Raw genomic sequence first — 17,090 nt, forward strand, 5'->3', positions numbered from 1 at the left:
ACTTATGTCTATAAAATCGTTTGCAGCAAAACTGTTTGCTAAAAAAATATACAACGATACCCAAAAATGGGCTCAAAAACCTGTGGAAACCCAACAAAAGGTTTTAGAAATGCTCGTAGCAAAAGCAGCACAAACCAATTTTGGGAAAGATCATCATTTTGAAGGCATACGATCGCACGCTGATTTTGCAAAACATGTACCTGTAAGAGATTATGAGGACTTAAAACCGTATGTGGAAAAGGTGGTTAAAGGACAGGAAGATGTGCTTTGGCCGGGTAAACCACTGTATTTTGCCAAAACATCGGGGACTACATCGGGTGCAAAATATATTCCGCTTACAAAAGAGTCTATGCCATATCATATTGAGGCAGCCCGAAACGCCATACTGCATTACGTTCATGAAACCGGTAAAGCTGAATTTGTAGATGGTAAAATGATATTCCTGCAGGGAAGCCCTGAGCTGGAAGAGAAAAAAGGGATTAAATTTGGCCGCCTTTCGGGTATAGTAGCACACTTTGTACCGGCTTACCTGCAACGTAACCGCATGCCAAGCTGGGAAACCAACTGTATTGACGACTGGGAGCAAAAGGTAGATGCCATAGTGGAGGAGACCTATAATGAGGATATGTCGGTTATTTCGGGAATACCGTCGTGGGTACAAATGTATTTTGAAAGGCTGGAGAAAAAAGGACATAAAAAGGTAGGCGAGATATTTAAAAATTTCAGCCTGTTTATATATGGTGGGGTAAATTACGAACCCTACAGGGCTAAGTTTGAAAACCTTATTGGGAGAAAGGTAGACAGTATTGAACTGTTCCCGGCTTCAGAAGGTTTTTTTGCCTATCAGGATAAACAAAATGCAAAAGGAATGTTGCTGTTGCTTAACTCAGGTATTTTTTATGAGTTTATAAAAGCAGATGAGTTTTTTAGTGAGCATCCTAAACGTTATACCATAGGTGAAGTAGAACTGGGTATTAACTATGTAATGATTATTTCTACTAATGCCGGTTTATGGGGTTATAATATAGGTGATACAATACAGTTTACATCTACAAAACCATACAGGGTTATTGTTAGCGGAAGGATTAAGCATTATATATCGGCCTTTGGAGAACATGTTATAGGCAAGGAAGTGGAAAGTGCCCTTAAGGAAGCAATGGAAGGTACAGATGTACGTGTAAATGAATTTACTGTAGCTCCGCAAATTAATCCGGATAGTGGTTTACCCTACCATGAATGGTTTATTGAATTTGAAAAAGAGCCTACAGATATGAATGCTTTTTCTTTGGCTATTGATAAGGCCATGCGAAAACAAAATGTGTATTATGACGATTTGATATCGGGTAATATACTGCGTACAGTGGTAATTACTAAAGTGGGCAAAAACGGTTTTCAGGAGTACATGAAATCGATAGGTAAGCTGGGAGGGCAAAATAAACTGCCAAGACTCTCTAACGACAGAAAAATTGCAGATGCGCTGTAAACCCGTTTGTTAATTAACAGGATATACAGGCTTTAACATAAGTAAAAAATAAAATCCTACATTTGCCTTAAAACACTAAAAGATTATGCAGGGCATTAAGAATACATCCCGATCCAAGGCGCAGGAATCTTCTGCGGCAATTGAGCGTTTGTATATTACAATGCGCCATCTTTTAAACCGTGGTTTTTATAAACCCATGGGAGTATCGGGCGATACGCTCAGGGAAGCTCTTTTGCTTTTAAGACCCGAAATTTACGGATCGATAGCAGAGGAGAAGGCCGAACTTAACGGACTGTTATATGTTATAGAGCGTTTGCCTATAGGTATAGAACAATGCCGCTTTATCAGCCTTACATCAGATGAAGGATATTCCAAATCACATTTTAAGGCCATAGTGCCGCCTAAAAGGAGAAGAAACTGCTATCGTATTGATGACGAGCAGATGAATGTGGAAATTACCCGGGGCAGATCGGATATATATGATATACTTACCCACCTTACTTTTATTTTTATAGAATCGCATAAAATAAAAGACAGGGTACTTATAGACGATAACGGCGAAATTACCCACGACTGGTTTAGACTGGAACAGATAGTGCTTCAGAAAAAAAAGAAGCTTACACTGGAAGAAAGGGAAAAAGCCATTTCGCACGTGTCTTCGGTGTTGGGAAGAACATTTTCGGAAGTATTGGATATTTATGATGCTTTTGGTTCGGCAGAAATGCCCGACAGGTTTTTGCATATAATATACTGGTTGGGTAAACTGGCTATTGATGAGGCTATGGGCGGTGCAAAAAGGACTATAACTTTTAGTCCTATTTTAAGGGAGCGGTTAGGGCATCATATTCATGGTGAGATTTGGGCTAATAACATAAAAACCATCCTTAAACAAAACGGACTTTTAGAAAGGCCTATTCACATTATAAGTGCTAATATGCACAGTGTGATGAACTCTATTTTTGCCGAAAAGGTATTGAGTAAAGAGTTTAAAGGTAAGCCTGATTACTTTATTTATGAAGAGTTAAGTAAAACCGGTAACGGAGAACAAAGAGCAAGAATTGAAGAAGAGGCTCTTAAAAACGGAATGATATTTATCCCTGATACATCGGGCACTAATATAGACGTACAGCTATTTGATACGGCAGCCATTAATTTTGAAGGCACACCGTTTAAAAATGGTGTTCAGGGTGAAGTAAAGCCGGTATTAATAGTAATGGATTATGCTTTTGGCGAGCAGGCCTACGAAACTATCGACGAGTTATTAAAACCGTTTAAAGAGTATAAATCAAAAACCTTTCTCGATGTAGAATCGGTTTCCATAATGGGTAAAGCCGGTATACTGGAGGGTAACAAGGGCGATATTATGATTCCTTCGGCACATATAAACGAAGGTACAGGAGATAATTATCCGTTTGAAAACGAGTTAAAGCCAGAGTTACTGGAAGGGCATGGCATACCTGTGTATACCGGGGCTATGGTAACCGTTTTAGGTACATCACTACAAAACAGGGATTTACTTAAGTTCTTTAACGAGTCTACCTGGGGTGTTATAGGTCTGGAAATGGAAGGAGCTTATTATCAAAAAGCAATACAGTCGGCCTCAAAAATACGCAGGAGTATTAACCCTGATGTAAAGGTAAGGTATGCCTACTATGCATCAGATAATCCGCTGGAAACAGGTAGTACACTTGCTTCGGGAGGGTTAGGTACAACGGGAGTAAAACCTACTTATTTAATTACAATTAAAATTTTAGAACAAATATTTAATGTCTTATAAATTATGGCAGAAAACACAAATAATCCTTACGATAAGGAATTAGATTTTAATTATGTTTCCGGGAAAATGAAGGGATATTTTGCTAAAACCGGAGATTCTTTTTTTAATGCTGTACAGTTTGTAAAGCGTAATATTATTGTTCTTGTTCTATTATTTATAGTAGGAGCAGGTTTTGGTTATTATAAAGACCTTAAAAAAGGACCTTATTACAAAAATCAAATTTTTGTGATCCCTAATTTTAAGAGTGTAGATTATTTATATTCTCAGGCAGATTTTCTTAATTCAAGAGTGGATGATTCTGTTTTCTTTAGTAAACTGGGTATCAACAGTAAAAAACAAATTAGAAAAGTAGAAGTAGAACCTGTTGTTGATATTTATGATTTTGTAAGAGAAGATGAAAATACAAAATTCCAGATACTTAAGCTTATGGCCGATAACGGTGATATTAATAAGATAATGGAAGAAGAGGTTACCGGTAAAAACTATAAGTTTCATGTTATAAACTATTTTTCTTCTGAGTGGTCAAATCAACAAACAGTTGATGGGATAATGAAGTTTTTAAACAACGATCCGTTTTTAGAATCCATGCAAAAAGAATGGACTAAAAATATGGAGATAAAAATTGCTGCAAACGATACATTGTTAAAACAAATAGATGGTATTCTGGACAGTTATGCTAAAAAAATGTCGGGCAATTCTGTTGTATTTAACGAGGAAAAAGCTCTTGATGAGGTTTTAAAAGAAAAGCAAAAACTGGTAGATGAACAAGCAAGAAACCGTGTAGATCTTGTTAACTACTCTAAGATAATTAAAGACGGGAGTGTGGTGCTTAATATTAATGAGCCAACATTTTTAAGAGGAAAGATGAAAATAATTTACCCTGTTTTGCTTATAGCAGTATTTGTACTGTTAGTACGATTTTTATCGTTTTATAAAAGACAGGTAAACAAAAGAAAGATTGTAATAACAGATAATGAATAAAGCGATATTAGTAACAGGTGGCGCCGGATTTATAGGTGCTAATTTTGTTGAATATTTTTTACAGGCCAATAAAGATGTTTTATTAGTTAATCTTGACAAACTTACCTATGCAGGTGATTTAACTAATCTTGCTGAGGCAGAAAACAATCCCAATTACACGTTTGTACAGGGGGATATTTGTGACAGGGGGCTTATAGAGCAACTGTTTAAGGAGTATGATTTTAGAGGGGTAATTCATTTTGCTGCCGAATCACACGTAGACAATTCCATATCGGGACCAGAGGCATTTATACAAACCAATGTTATGGGAACCTTTGTTTTGATTGATGTTGCCAGGAAACACTGGATGGACGCTCCAAATCAGTATAAGGCAGAATATAAAGATTGTCGTTTCCATCACATCTCTACTGATGAGGTATATGGTACACTGGGTAAGGAAGGTTTATTTACCGAAGAAACTCCGTATGCACCAAATAGTCCGTACAGTGCATCAAAAGCATCCAGCGATATGGTGGTGAGAAGTTATTTCCATACCTATGGGATGAATGTTGTTACGACTAACTGTTCTAACAATTACGGACCGAAACAACACCAGGAAAAACTTATACCAACGATTATAAGAAAAGCCATTTCCGGTGAAAATATTCCTATTTATGGTACTGGTGAGAATGTAAGGGACTGGCTTTATGTACTGGATCATTGTAAAGGGATAGAACTGGTTTACAAAAAAGGTGTAGCCGGGGAAACCTATAATATTGGTGGAAGAAACGAAAGAAACAATTTGTATATAGCTAATAAGATATGTGATTTACTTGATACTATGCATCCGCGTGAATTGGGTAAATACAATGATCTTATAACTTTTGTAAAAGACAGGCCGGGGCATGATATGCGTTATGCTATTGATGCAACAAAAATTGAGATCGAACTGGGCTGGAAAGCTGATGAGAATTTTGAAACAGGTATTGTAAAGACCATAGAATGGTATTTACATAAACTCACAAAATAAACAACTATGAAAGGAATAATATTAGCCGGCGGATCGGGAACCAGGCTGCATCCGTTAACCTTAGCGGTAAGTAAGCAGCTTATGCCTATTTATGATAAGCCGATGATATACTATCCCTTATCAACACTTATATGGTCGGGCATAAGGGAAATACTGATTATTTCCACTCCGCATGATTTGCCATTATTCAGGCAGCTTTTGGGCGACGGATCGAGTCTTGGCTGTAAGTTTGAATATGCCATACAGGAGCATCCTAACGGACTGGCAGAAGCCTTTATAATAGGTGAAAAATTTATAGGTAATGATAAAGTTGCCCTTATACTGGGCGATAATATATTTTATGGTACAGGCCTGTCTGATTTGCTTCAGGCCAATAATGATCCTGATGGAGGTATTATTTATGCCTACCATGTGCACGATCCCGAACGTTATGGCGTAGTAGATTTTGATGCACACGGTAATGTACTGTCTATAGAGGAAAAACCTCAAAATCCTAAGTCACATTATGCGGTACCGGGTATATATTTTTATGATAATGATGTAGTTGAAATAGCGGCAAACATAAAACCAAGTACCCGAGGCGAACTGGAAATTACCGATGTGAATAAGGAATACCTAAAACGAGGTAAGCTAAAGGTAAGTATACTGGACAGAGGGACGGCATGGCTGGATACAGGGACTTTTAACTCCCTTATGCAGGCAGGGCAGTTTGTACAGGTAATAGAGGAACGTCAGGGACTTAAAATTGGCGCCATAGAGGAGGCTGCTTACAAGATGGGCTTTATTAATAAAGAGCAATTAACTAAACTCGCCGAACCACTTTTAAAAAGTGGTTATGGTACACACTTATTAAGCATACTAGATTAAATAAATGACTGCAATACCTACAAAACTTGAAGGATGTTTTATAATAGAACCTAATGTTTTTTATGACGAAAGGGGCTATTTTATGGAAAGTTATAATGAAGCGCGTTTTGAGGAGCAAACCGGGCAAAAGGTACACTTTGTACAAGACAATCAGTCGCACTCAACAAAGGGAGTACTAAGAGGACTGCATTACCAAACAGGCGAACATGCACAGGCTAAACTGGTAAGGGTACTGGAAGGAGAGGTGCTGGATGTAGCTGTAGATGTTAGGCCGGGTTCGGTTACCTATGGTGAGCATGTAGCGGTATTATTAACCGCCGAAAATAAAAAACAGCTTTTTGTTCCCAGAGGTTTTGCCCATGGTTTTATAGTTTTGAGCGAAACGGCTTCGTTTTTCTACAAATGCGATAATTTTTATAATAAGGAATCAGAAGGGGGAATACTGTTTAATGATCCCGAACTGAATATAGACTGGCAACTGCCTACAGAAAACCTGATTATATCAGACAAGGACAAGGTACTTCCTAACCTTAAAAATGCAAGACCAATATGGTAGTATTAGTAACAGGAGCATCGGGTCAGTTAGGACAAAGTATTAAGCATATAGCGGCTAGTCATAGTTCGCTTTCTTTTTATTATGCCGATAGTAAAGAAGGCGATATTACAAATAAAGCAATGCTTGAAAAGCTGTTTAAAGAAGTAAAACCTGATTATTGTATTAATGCAGCAGCTTACACTGCTGTAGATAAAGCTGAAACCGATAAGGAACAGGCTTATGCCGTTAATGTTACCGGAGCTAAAAACCTTGCTGAGATTTGTAATAATCAAGGAGTTAGATTGATACATATATCGACCGATTTTGTTTTTGACGGAATAAAGTCAATACCCTATACCGAAGAGGATAGTACAAACCCGCTGGGGGTATACGGTCTTACAAAAAGACAGGGTGAACAGGAAATAGAACGAGCACTCAAAGAGCATTACATTGTAAGAACTTCATGGTTGTACTCCCAGTTTGCCAATAACTTTATGAAAACCATGTTAAGGCTGGCTGCCGAAAGAGACTCGCTTGGAGTTATTGATGACCAAAAGGGAACTCCTACTAATGCTGTTGATTTAGCTCATGCTGTACTGAAAATTATAGAAAGTAATAAAGCGGCATATGGCATTTACCACTACAGTAATGAAGGCGAAACAAGCTGGTATGGCTTTGCCAAACAGATTTTTGAAATTAACAAAGTGAGTATAGACATAAAACCTATACCAACATCGGCATATCCTACTCCGGCAAAACGACCGCAATATAGTGTTTTGGATAAAAATAAAATAAAAGATACATTTGATATACAGATAAATAACTGGCAGGATTCCTTACAACCTTATAACTAACCTATGCAAAAAGTTTACTGTGTTACACCTCTTTATAATGATTGGACCAGCTGTGCAGTTTTAGTAGATAAGATTATGCAGTTGGAAAAAAAGCATAATGAATTTATGTTTTACATGGTTATTGTTAATGATGGGTCTGTAATATTGCTGGAAGAAGATATTTTTTGGTCAGAAAACATAAAAATACTAAATCTTAAGGTTAATGTTGGTCATCAAAGGGCAATAGCTGTAGGGTTACAATACGTGCATAATGAAGTTAATGATTGTGATGTTGTAGTGGTTTTAGACAGCGATGGTGAAGACAGGCCTGAAGATATACCCTTACTGCTTGAAAAGAGTCTTAAAACCCAAACTATTGTTTTTGCCGAAAGAAACAAAAGGGAAGAATCCCTGATGTTTAAAACCGGATATTGGTTTTATAAGCTTATTTTTAATACACTTACAGGTAAAAAAATAAGCTTTGGTAATTTTAGTGCTATGCCTGTTAATCAGCTAAAAAAAGTTGTGGCATTAAGCAATATATGGAATCACTATTCGGGAGCTGTTATGCATTCCCGTTTGCCTTACAATAAGGTTTTATTGAACAGGGGTAAAAGATACTCAGGACAGTCTAAAATGAACTTTACCAGTTTGGTATTACATGGACTTAGCTCAATTTCGGTTTATTTTGATTCAATTTCGGTAAGAATATTAAAGTTCTGCTTTTATGGTATTGCCCTGTGTTTTACAGGGGTCTTTTATATATTGTTTCAAAAGTTTTTTACCGAAAAAGCTATACCCGGCTGGGCATCAAGCCTTATAATGATAATAATGGGTATTATACTTCAGTTGTTCTCGGTTACACTTATAGTATTGCTTTTACAGCTTAGTTCGAGAAAAAATACTGATGCGCCTAACACTAAAAAATATCTTGATTTTTTAGAAGATTAATTGTTTTTCTAAAAAAACAAACCACTCATTAAAGATGAAAAAAATTACAGCATATATTCAACAAAACTACTGGCTATTAATAATACTGTTATTAGCATCAATTTTACGTTTGTTTCATGTAGACTATCAAAGTATTTGGATTGATGAGATCCATACCATGATTGAATCAGACCCTTCCATGACTTTTCGGGAAATGAATCATATCATTCTTTTAAGAGAAGGTATAGGCCACATGTATTTTTTAATAGTTAAGGGGCTTAATGCAATATTTGGATACTCAACTTTAACGGCAAGGTTATTTTCGGCATTTACAGGAATAGCGAGTATATATGCAATTTATTTGCTGGGGAAAGAACTATTCAATAAAAGAACAGGGCTTATAGCAGCATTACTTTTAACGGTAAATTTGTACCATATAACATATTCACAGGAGGCAAGATCGTACATTCTTTTAGTTTTGTTTTGTACATTGGCTTTTTATAAGCTGGCCGTTTTCCTTAAAAGGCCATCGGTTAAAAATGCTATATGGTATGGGGTGTTTGCTGCCCTTATGTTTCATGCCCATATAGTGTCTGCCCTTACCCTGTTTGGACAGGTGTTGCTTATACTTTTTATACTATATACTCAGCCAAAAGAAGAAAGAAAAGCTTTTTTCAAAAAGTGTGTTGTAGCAGGTACGACTCTATTTTTACTTTTGCTTCCCGGATACAGTTTAATATTAAAAGTATCAAAGTATAAGTCGGGATGGCTTACTTTACCGGGGCCCGATGGTTTTTCGAAAATAGTAAAAGCAATAACCGGAGATACAGAGCTATTATGGTTTCTGTTTCTGCTTTTGACCATATTTTACTTTGTAAATCTTTTTAAACAAAAGGATAACAGTCTATTGGCACATAGCCTGCTTTCTAATAATATTATATTCTCGGCACTCATCTTTTTTTGTTGGATATTTTTTGCCATACCGTTGTCCATAATCAAGTCTTATATGGACGAACCCATGATCCTGTCAAGGTATTTTATACATATGCTTCCGGCATTGGCATTACTATTTGCTATTGCCATAGAACAAATGCGTAACAGGATTTCACAGGTACTTATTGTAGCAATGATAGTTATACTTTCTTTAACCGATATTTTTATAGTAAAAGACTATTATTATAAACTTTCCAAATCACAATACAGGGAACTGACAACCGAAATAATGAATAACAATCCGCAGGGAGATAAAGTAGTTTCCTCATGGGGGTGGCTCATGAGTTATTTCTTTAAACCTACAGGGGAACCGGTTTTAGAAATGAAATTGCGTGATTATGTAAATGCAATGAAAGAAGGTACCGAACAAGAAGTATCATTTTGGTACCTTGACGGTAATTCAAGACCTTATGACCTTACACAGGAAGAAGAGGCATTTTTAAATGAAAACTTTACCGTTAGTGAAAATATTGAATTGTATGATGCCTGGGCAAGGCACTATATAGTAAAAAGCGCTCCTAAAATTTCTGTAATAATGCCGGGAAAGGAAAAGGATAATTTCAAACATAAAAACTTTTATATGTTTGAAAACGGAGAACTAACATCAGAAAGTTTTAAACTGGAAAAAGGACAATATAACCTTATTATAAAAGCAAACAGTCTCCCTAAAGATCCGATAAAGGGTGAACATGCACACTTGCAGGTAAAAATAGGAAATGAAAAAATAGGAGATTACTATTTAAATGGGGATGAAAGTAATAATGAAATGAAACTGGCTTTTGAGATAAATAACAATGCTGAAACAGAAGCCCGGTTTATTTTTGATAATGATACTTTTGCAGAAGGCAAAGACAGGAATCTTGTAATATATTCTGTTCAGATAGAAAAAAAGGAATAAAATGGGAGTACTTAAAGTACTTAAGGAAAAATCAATAACCAACTTCATGGTTTATGGTATTGGGCAGGGTTTTAACCTTGTTACTCCTTTATTGGTAGCTCCTTACCTTATATCTGTTTGCGGAGAGGATGGTTTTGGTAAAATCAGTACCGGACTGGCCATTTCATTTCTGTTAATTGTTATTATTGACTACGGTAGCGACATAACAGGAGTAAAGGAGGTTGCCGTAAATAGGGAAAACAAACAAAAACTTGAAAAAACAGTAGGTACGGCTTATATAGCTAAGGCATTATTGGTTACCGTAGTTTTAGCTTTTATGAGCATCCTTTATCTTACAATACCATATTTTAGTAAGGAGAAAGAATTATACCTTTTGGCTCTTCCTATCTTAGTAGGTCAGTTTATAAACCCTACATGGGTTTTTCAGGGAGTCGAAAATTTTAAATGGATTACCATACTTAATATTCTTTCAAAAGTAATTTACGTTGCAGGCGTGTTTTGTTTTATTAAAACCTCTAACGATTATATTTATGCTAACCTGTGGTGGGGCTTAGGGATGATAATAGCTAATACCATAGCATTTTTATATCTTAAAAACCATTATGAAATAAGTTTTAAAGCCACTTCTTTTAATGAAGTTAAGGAGTATTTAAAAGATAATTTTTCCATTTTCAGTTCTCAGGCTGTGTTGTCACTGCAAATGTACAGCCCTGTAATATTGGTAAAACTCTTTATGGGAGATGCAGCTGCAGGTATGTATGCCATTGTAGAAAGAATAGTGGTAATGTTCAGGACCTATATACTACTGTTTTTTAACTATGTTTTCCCAAGAGTGTGTTATTTGCTGGATACCAATGCTAAGAAGGCAATACGTTTTTGGAAGCTGTTTAACGGAGCCAACTTTATATTTATAGCAATAGCAATGTTATTGCTGTTTGTTTTGTCGATACCGGTGGTTACTTATTTTAAAGCCGAATCAGTAAATGAAATTTCAGATTTGCTTCGACTTGGAACTGCAATCCCATTAACATTTGCATTATCTGCACCATTAAAACAGCTCATTTTAGGATGGAATTATAACAGGCAATATACCCGTATAACCATGATTATGGTTGTAGTAAATCTTACAGGTATAATAGCAGTAATGCCTTTTTATAAATTACAGGGAGTTTTAGTAACGTTTATAGTTACCGAGTTTGTAACGGGTCTATTATTTTTAAGCGTTATTAAAAACAGGCTCAAACATGTGTATTAGAAAAACTATTGTACTTTTGAGACCATATCAGCATTAGAAATGACGAAAAAACTATTTCAGAAACTTTTGCATAAATCGGGTAAAAACTACACCGTAGATCCTGCTATACCTAATGGTTTTTTCCGAAAGATATTATCCCAAAGAATTATAATGCTCTTAAGAGGTTATTTAAAGCTGGGTAAAAAAGTGTATATAGGCTCAGGTTGTAGTATTACTAATAAAAGCAATATAGACTTTGGGCATAATGTAACCATTGCCCATAATACAAAAATAGACGGATATGCCAGTAATAGGCTTTCTATAGGAAACGGAAGCAGTATTGGATCCTATTCGCTTGTTAGCTGTACCAGTCACCCGTCAAAATATGGGAAAGGATTAACGATAGGAAGTAATTCGGCGATGGGTCGTTTTACCGAGTTTGGAGCTGCCGGAGGAATCGAAATAGGCAATGACGTTATAATGGGATCTTATGTAAGTTTTCATTCTGAAAATCACAATTTTACCGATACAACAAAACTGATAAGGGAACAGGGCGTTACCTCAAAAGGTATTAAAATAGGCAGTAATGTATGGGTAGGTGCAAAGGTTACCTTTTTAGACGGATGCATAGTTGGTAACCATTGTGTGGTAGCAGCCGGAGCAGTTGTAAACGGTGTTTTTCCTGATAATTGTGTAATTGGCGGAATACCGGCAAAAATTATAAAGACTATAGAATAAGATATGGGGCTTAAGATAAAGAAACAGCGTATTTATGAGCTATTATTTATGGCCTGTATCGTGGTGCCTTATTTTAATACATATGAGGCTACTTTTTTTATATGGAGCCTAACTGCTTTAATAACTCTAAGAAAAAAATACAGTCTTACTATGATAAAACAGCTAGCCTGTTTTATAGGGATACTCCTTATTGCCCTAACTGTAAGTATTTTTGATTTTCCCGAACCCTATCCTTTTGTAAGGGATTTTGCCTATATGCTTAAACCCATATTAGGGCTTTTAATAGGTTACCAGGTATGTAAGGACTATTTTGACAACCCTTTTATTATAATTGTAAAAACAGGAGTGGTTATTGCTGTTTTCCATATGTTTAACCTGGCTTATGCCTTTACATTTTTACATATAAGGGATATGCCTACACTTCGTATGCATACCGGTTATTTTAGTGATTTTGAAGTATACACTATAATTATACTAATTTTTAGAAAACAACTTGGTTTAGAAATATCAAATAAAAGGGTTAAGCTTTTTCTTCCGTTATTGATATTTTCCACAATTCTTTATTTGGCTAGAAGTAACTTTATTCAGTTTGCAATTTTGTATGTAGCAATGAAAGGATATTTTGTAGCTAACAAACGCTCACTTACTATACTTGCATTTTCTGTACTTATATTAGGAGGAGGGTATACAGCCATATATTATTCAAACCCCAGCAGGACAAGAGGTATAGAGGCTTTTTTCTATAAAATTAAAAATTCACCTAAGGAAGCTTTTAAAACCCATGTAAACAAATATAACTGGAAAGACCTTAATGATAACTACCGCTCTTATGAAACAATAATGACATATAAGCAGGTAACAGATAAAGGTCCTGCTGCAGTTGCTTTTGGTAAAGGATTAGGGTCTACCACAGATTTAAAGAAAAAAATGTGGTTGCAAAGTAGCTATATGCGTTTTATTCCGTTTTTACATAACGGGTTTACAACCGTTTTTTTAAAATCAGGATTGGCGGGATTAATATTATTACTAATATCAATACTCCTTCTCTTTAAAAACAAACCTTTTGACAACCTTATAATAACCAATATTAATTTTTTAATAGTAGGTACAGGAGTATATCTGTTAGTGTCTTATTGGGTGTTTATGGGCTTTTACTTTACGGTAGATACTAAGGCAGTAATCTTCGGTTTTTTGGTAAGACACCGGGAAAACATAGCCAGGGCTGTAACAAACCGCACACAATGAAAAATATCCTTGTAATACATCAGGCAGCAGAAATGTATGGGTCAGACAGAATGCTGTACCTTACTGTTACCGGACTAGATAAATCTAAATTTTTCCCTGTAGTGATATTGCCTCAGGAAGGTCCGCTTAAAACCGAGCTCGAAAAACAAGAAATAAAAGTAGTTGTGGCTCCGGTGCTTAAGGTGTACAGAAGCATGTTTACCCCAAAAAACCTTAATAGGTTTTTTAAGGATATAAAAAAAGGAGTATCTATTTTAGATAAGCTCAATAAGCAATATAAATTTGATATTGTTTATTCTAATACTCTGGCAGTGCTATTAGGAATGGTATATGCGCGAAAAAGAAAAATAAAACATGTTTGGCATGTACATGAAATAATTGTGCACCCTAAGATATTTGCTGAAGCTTACCCAAAATTGCTTGCTAAAAGAGCAGATGTTGTAATATGTAATTCCCGTGCTACAGAAAGTAACCTTATAAAGAGGCAGCCATCTTTAGGTAAAAAAACGGTTGTAGTACATAATGGTCCTGCTGTATCAAAATCACAAACGGAAGCTGCAACAAAAGCAGATTTTGGATTTTCGGAGGAAGATATTATTATTACACTTGTAGGCAGAATAAGCAGGCTTAAAGGTCACAAATGGCTTTTAAACACATTTAGCAATTACCTACAACAAACGAGAGCAAAACTACTTTTGGTTGGTTCTCCCGTACCGGGGCAGGAGTTTTATGAAGACGAGGTTTATGAAATAGTGCAAGCCGAAGGTTTAGAAAATAAAGTGACAGTCTTACCGTTTACTAAAAGTCTTAAACAGGTTTGGAATGTAACCGATATTGCTGTTATGCCATCTACAGAGGCAGAATCTTTTGGGCTGGTAGCTCTGGAGGCGATGCTCGTAAAAAAGCCTGTTGTAGCATCTAATCATGGCGGAGTAACAGAGATAGTGGTAAATAATGAAACAGGTTTCCTTGTAGAACCATCAAACGAAAGTGATTTTGCCCAGGCTTTGCTTAAACTTATCAATAATGAAGATCTTAGAAACCAATTTGGAGAAAACGGATACGAAAGAGCTCTGTCTGAATTTTCTCCCGAAAAATATATTGCAAATATATCCCGTATACTACAGGGCTAGTTGTGTTATTATTGCTTTTTAAGATAAGTTTTTAAAAACACCTATATTTGCACACCTAAAAACACACAATGAAAATAGCCATATTAGGTACAAGAGGGGTTCCCAATTATTACGGTGGTTTTGAACAATTTGCAGAATACTTTTCGGCCTATCTGGCAGATAAGGGTCACGAAGTATATGTGTATAATTCACATAATCATCCGTATCAGGAAAAAATGTTTAAGGGAGCACACATTATCCATAAACATGATCCAGAGTACAAAATGGGTACCTTTGGTCAGTTTATATATGACTATAACTGTATAATGGATTCCCGAAAAAGGAATTTTGATATTATACTTCAACTGGGGTATACCAGTAGTTCCATATGGTTTTTCCTGTTGCCTAAAAAATCCATAATAATAAGTAATATGGATGGCCTGGAGTGGAAGCGTTCTAAATATTCGGCACCTGTAAGGCAGTTCCTTAAGTTTGCCGAAAGACTGGCAGCCATAAGTAGTGATTATTTAGTAGCTGACTCCCTGGGTATACAGAAATCACTAAAAAACCGATACAACAAAGAGTCAGAATATATTGCCTATGGCGCATATCCTTTTGAGAACCCTGATGAAGGGGTTATTAAAGAGTATGATGTAGAGAAAGGCAATTACAATATGGTGATGGCTCGTTTTGAACCCGAAAACAATATTGACATGGTACTTGAAGGGGTAGTGCAAAGCGGAAATAAAACCCCTATACTGGTTATTGGTAAGCATGAAACAAAATATGGAGCCTATTTAAAAAACAAGTTTGGAGCTCACAGCCATATTCGTTTTATGGGAGGTATATACAATATAAACCACCTGGATAACTTAAGGTATTATTCCAATTTGTACTTTCACGGGCACTCTGTTGGCGGTACTAATCCGTCACTTTTAGAAGCCATGGCATCTAAGGCCTTTATAATAGCAAACAATAACGATTTTAATAAAGGAGTACTTAAAAACAATGCTTTTTATTTTTCAAATCTGCAAGAAGTCGCAAATATTATCAATACGTTAAAAAAAAGTGATAATTTGCAGGCCATCGAAAATAACTATAAAGCAATAATAGACGACTTTAATTGGGAAAAAATTAATGGGGACTATCTTCACTTCTTCGAAAAATGCCTTACCAAAAAGTAAGAGGCCTGTAACAAATCCTAAAACGCTGGTTTTTTTAGCAGTAGCTGTATTGCTAACTATTCCGTTAAACTATGCATTTGGTAGTATAACACTTATACTTTTTACCCTTTATGCTTTGTTTACCGCAAAAAAGCAGGACTTTAGTTTTAGCATAGCCCTATTTATGCCTGTAGCCCTGTTTTTGCTTATGGCGGCTTCACTTCTTTGGACTATAGATTTTAAAAGTACATTAAAGGCACTTTCCAAAGAGATTCCGTTGCTTATTATTCCCGTTGTTTTTTGTATTATAAGACTTTGGCCAAAGCAACAACGAGATACGCTTAAATTTTACAGTTGGGGAATGTTTATATATGCCCTTTTTTATATAGCAAGGGCGTTTATAAAATACTTTGAAACAGGAGACAGTAATGTTTTCTTTTATCATGATTTAGTAACAAAAGATGTGAACGCTATTTATGTATCGGTTTTCATGTCGGTTGCCCTGTTTTATTTTGTAGCCAAAAAGCGAAAAAGAAAGTTTGACTATTTAGCCCTGTTATTTCTTTTTGTTTTCATTTTTTTATTGTCTTCTAAAAACATACTCCTTACAGATATTTTACTTACTATTTTATACTTTTTGTTTTGGTCTCCGGCTTCTAAAAAAGCGAAATGGACATTTACAACAGTATTTGCGGTAGCTATAGTAATAGCAGGGTACTTTGGTAAAATAAAAGAAAGGGTTGAGGTTGAGCTTAAACCAAATACAGAGCAGGCAGTTAAGGATATGGGTACAAGAGCCGTTACTATAGCTCAGGCATGGAATAACGAAACCTTTAGTCAAAATGATTATTTTAACGGAACTTCTTTTAGGGTTTACCAAATAAGAATTTTTACCGAAATGATGAGTGAAGATCCTGTTTTGCTTACCGGTTATGGGCTTAATGCTTCTCTTAACAGGATTAAGGAAAAAGGAGATGAGCATAATGTATATAAGGGCGACGAAACCCATAGGGGATATAATACCCTTAACTTTCATAATCAGTATATTGAGATTTTTGCCGATTTGGGCTTAATAGGTTTTTTGGTTTTAATGGTAATGTTAGGAATTAACTTAAAAAATGGTTTAAGCAATAAAGATTTTGTTCATATTGCTTTCGCATTTCTAATGATAGCCTTATTTTTGACCGAATCTTTTTTATGGAGGCAAAGAGGCGTTATTTTCTTTACCGTTTTGTATTGTCTGTTTAATAAAGAGTTGTATTCCAGTGTTATAGAAAAAGAAAGAAGTTAAA

At 35.7% G+C, this 17,090-nt stretch carries 15 protein-coding genes; all 15 read left to right on the forward strand.

Annotation, left to right across the window (positions count from 1 at the left end):
* Window positions 1-4 precede the first annotated feature (4 nt).
* The 15 genes from GN157_RS16115 (at window position 5) to GN157_RS16185 (ending at window position 17,089) form a co-directional block, all read left to right on the forward strand.
* On the forward strand, window positions 5-1,483 hold the full coding sequence (locus GN157_RS16115; protein WP_157484516.1) for a GH3 family domain-containing protein: 1,479 nt from the start codon (window positions 5-7) through the stop codon (window positions 1,481-1,483).
* A gap of 85 nt (window positions 1,484-1,568) precedes the next feature.
* Window positions 1,569-3,260 (forward strand): DUF6909 family protein, encoded by a 1,692-nt coding sequence (locus GN157_RS16120; protein ID WP_157484517.1) that lies wholly within the window; start codon window positions 1,569-1,571, stop codon window positions 3,258-3,260.
* Between the two features lie 3 nt (window positions 3,261-3,263).
* Entirely contained in the window at window positions 3,264-4,241 is a 978-nt protein-coding gene (locus GN157_RS16125; protein ID WP_157484518.1) for a hypothetical protein, read from the forward strand.
* Entirely contained in the window at window positions 4,234-5,250 is a 1,017-nt protein-coding gene (gene rfbB, locus GN157_RS16130) for a dTDP-glucose 4,6-dehydratase (RefSeq protein ID WP_157484519.1), read from the forward strand. Before GN157_RS16125 ends, rfbB begins: the two co-directional genes overlap by 8 nt.
* 6 nt (window positions 5,251-5,256) lie before the next feature.
* Window positions 5,257-6,117, forward strand: coding sequence for a glucose-1-phosphate thymidylyltransferase RfbA (gene rfbA, locus GN157_RS16135; protein WP_157484520.1), 861 nt, complete (start codon window positions 5,257-5,259; stop codon window positions 6,115-6,117).
* A 4-nt stretch (window positions 6,118-6,121) separates the two neighbouring features.
* On the forward strand, window positions 6,122-6,673 hold the full coding sequence (rfbC, locus tag GN157_RS16140) for a dTDP-4-dehydrorhamnose 3,5-epimerase (protein ID WP_157484521.1): 552 nt from the start codon (window positions 6,122-6,124) through the stop codon (window positions 6,671-6,673).
* Complete coding sequence (gene rfbD, locus GN157_RS16145; protein WP_157484522.1) at window positions 6,667-7,506, forward strand: dTDP-4-dehydrorhamnose reductase; 840 nt, start codon at window positions 6,667-6,669, stop codon at window positions 7,504-7,506. Before rfbC ends, rfbD begins: the two co-directional genes overlap by 7 nt.
* Window positions 7,507-7,509: 3 nt before the next feature.
* The gene (locus GN157_RS16150) at window positions 7,510-8,436 is read left to right on the forward strand and encodes a glycosyltransferase (protein WP_157484523.1); all 927 of its coding nucleotides are present in this window, start codon (window positions 7,510-7,512) and stop codon (window positions 8,434-8,436) included.
* 34 nt (window positions 8,437-8,470) lie between these two features.
* A complete protein-coding gene (locus GN157_RS16155) occupies window positions 8,471-10,306 on the forward strand; it encodes a glycosyltransferase family 39 protein (RefSeq protein ID WP_157484524.1) in 1,836 nt (611 codons plus the stop codon).
* Between the two features lies 1 nt (window position 10,307).
* Window positions 10,308-11,561, forward strand: coding sequence for an oligosaccharide flippase family protein (locus GN157_RS16160; protein WP_157484525.1), 1,254 nt, complete (start codon window positions 10,308-10,310; stop codon window positions 11,559-11,561).
* Window positions 11,562-11,600: 39 nt separating this feature from the next.
* Entirely contained in the window at window positions 11,601-12,278 is a 678-nt protein-coding gene (locus GN157_RS16165; protein WP_157484526.1) for an acyltransferase, read from the forward strand.
* 3 nt (window positions 12,279-12,281) lie between these two features.
* Window positions 12,282-13,523 carry a hypothetical protein gene (locus GN157_RS16170; RefSeq protein WP_157484527.1) on the forward strand — a complete coding sequence of 414 codons (1,242 nt, stop codon included), beginning with the start codon at window positions 12,282-12,284 and terminating at the stop codon, window positions 13,521-13,523.
* Window positions 13,520-14,656 carry a glycosyltransferase family 4 protein gene (locus GN157_RS16175; RefSeq protein ID WP_157484528.1) on the forward strand — a complete coding sequence of 379 codons (1,137 nt, stop codon included), beginning with the start codon at window positions 13,520-13,522 and terminating at the stop codon, window positions 14,654-14,656. Before GN157_RS16170 ends, GN157_RS16175 begins: the two co-directional genes overlap by 4 nt.
* Window positions 14,657-14,724: 68 nt before the next feature.
* The gene (locus GN157_RS16180; RefSeq protein ID WP_157484529.1) at window positions 14,725-15,819 is read left to right on the forward strand and encodes a DUF1972 domain-containing protein; all 1,095 of its coding nucleotides are present in this window, start codon (window positions 14,725-14,727) and stop codon (window positions 15,817-15,819) included.
* On the forward strand, window positions 15,773-17,089 hold the full coding sequence (locus GN157_RS16185; RefSeq protein WP_157484530.1) for an O-antigen ligase family protein: 1,317 nt from the start codon (window positions 15,773-15,775) through the stop codon (window positions 17,087-17,089). The genes GN157_RS16180 and GN157_RS16185 overlap by 47 nt, the downstream gene beginning before the upstream one ends.
* The last annotated feature ends 1 nt before the right edge of the window (window position 17,090 follow it).

The organism is Flavobacterium rakeshii, from assembly GCF_009741375.1.
Classification (GTDB): Bacteria; Bacteroidota; Bacteroidia; order Flavobacteriales; family Flavobacteriaceae; genus Flavobacterium; species Flavobacterium rakeshii.